The organism is Aquabacterium sp., assembly GCF_030652515.1.
Classification (GTDB): domain Bacteria; phylum Pseudomonadota; class Gammaproteobacteria; order Burkholderiales; family Burkholderiaceae_C; genus Aquabacterium.
Genome location: NZ_JAUSAR010000210.1, coordinates 1 through 1,356 on the forward strand (window position 1 = coordinate 1; position 1,356 = coordinate 1,356).

The window sequence follows — 1,356 nt, forward strand, 5'->3', positions numbered from 1 at the left end:
CAACAAGCCTTTAACGGCCTGGCGGCCCGGCACGACGCCTTGCGCAGCGTGTTTTACGCCGTCGACGGCCAGCCCCGGCAGCGCATACGGGCGCCGATGCCCGTATCGGTGGACTACCACGACCTGAGCGGGCTCGCTGCCGACACCGCGCAAAGCCAAGCCGGGCAATGGGCCGAGGCCGCCGCCCGCCAGCCGTTTGACTTGGAACAAGGCCCAGTATGGCGGGTGACCTTGGTGCGCTTGCCTGGCCCAGCCGAACCCTTGCACGAACTCAGCCTGACCCTGCACCATCTGATCGCCGACGGCTGGTCCTTGAACCGCCTACTGGCCGAATTTGCCGAACTGTATTCGGCCACACTTAACCATCGTGAACCGCACTTACCGGCGTTACCCATCCGCCATGCCGACTACGCCGTCTGGCAGCGCAGCTGGCTGGAAGCCGGCGAAAGCCAACGGCAACTGACCTACTGGAGCGAACGCCTGTGCGGCGAACAACCGGTCATCGAACTACCTTACGACCGGCCCCGGCCAACCGAACCCAGCCAGCGCGGCGGCCGAGTCGGCTTTGCGTTGTCGGACACACAGAGTCTAGCGATTCAACAACTGGCGCAACACCACAGCGTCACCGTGTTCATGGTACTGCTGGCCGCCTTCAAAGTCCTGCTCTACCGCTACAGCGGCCAAACCGACCTGCGTATCGGCCTGCCGTTGGCCAATCGCCACCGCCCCGAAAGCCAAAATCTGATCGGCTACTTCGTCAACACCGTCGTCCTGCGTACCGACGTACAGGGCGGCATGCCATTCAGCGAATTGCTGGCGCACATCAAACACCACCTGCTCGAAGCCCAAGCCCATCCCGACCTGCCGTTCGAACACCTGGTCGACGCCTTGCAACCGGAGCGCCGCTTAGGGCAAAACCCGCTGTTTCAAATCCTGATCAACCACCAGCAACGCGACTTCAACGCCTTGCAACAGCAAAACGGCTGGCAGATTGCAGCCATAGCCCGAGACAACGGCGCCGCCCAATTCGACCTCAGCCTGGACACCGAACAAGACAGCCACGGCTTGATCAGCGGCTTCTTCACCTACGTCACCGACCTGTTTGATGCCACGACGATCGAACGTCTAGCCGACCATTACCAACAACTGTTGGCGCGCCTGGTGGACAATCCCACCATCGCCATTGCCCAGCAAGCGTTACTCAGCAATGCCGAGCAAACCCAATTCGAGTTGTGGAACGTTTGGGCCAAAACCTACGACGAAGCCACGCCGGTACACCAGCTGATCCAATGCCGGGCCGCACAACAGCCTGACGCCGTAGCGCTGGTCTGCGGCGGGCGGCAGCTGAGTTACGCC

At 62.1% G+C, this 1,356-nt stretch carries 1 protein-coding gene; it reads left to right on the top strand.

All coding sequences use genetic code 11. The features are described 5' to 3' along the window. Nucleotides 1-48: 48 nt before the first annotated feature. A partial coding sequence (locus Q7V20_RS23250) for a condensation domain-containing protein (protein ID WP_304796397.1) occupies nt 49-1,356 on the top strand: 1,308 nt, incomplete at its 3' end.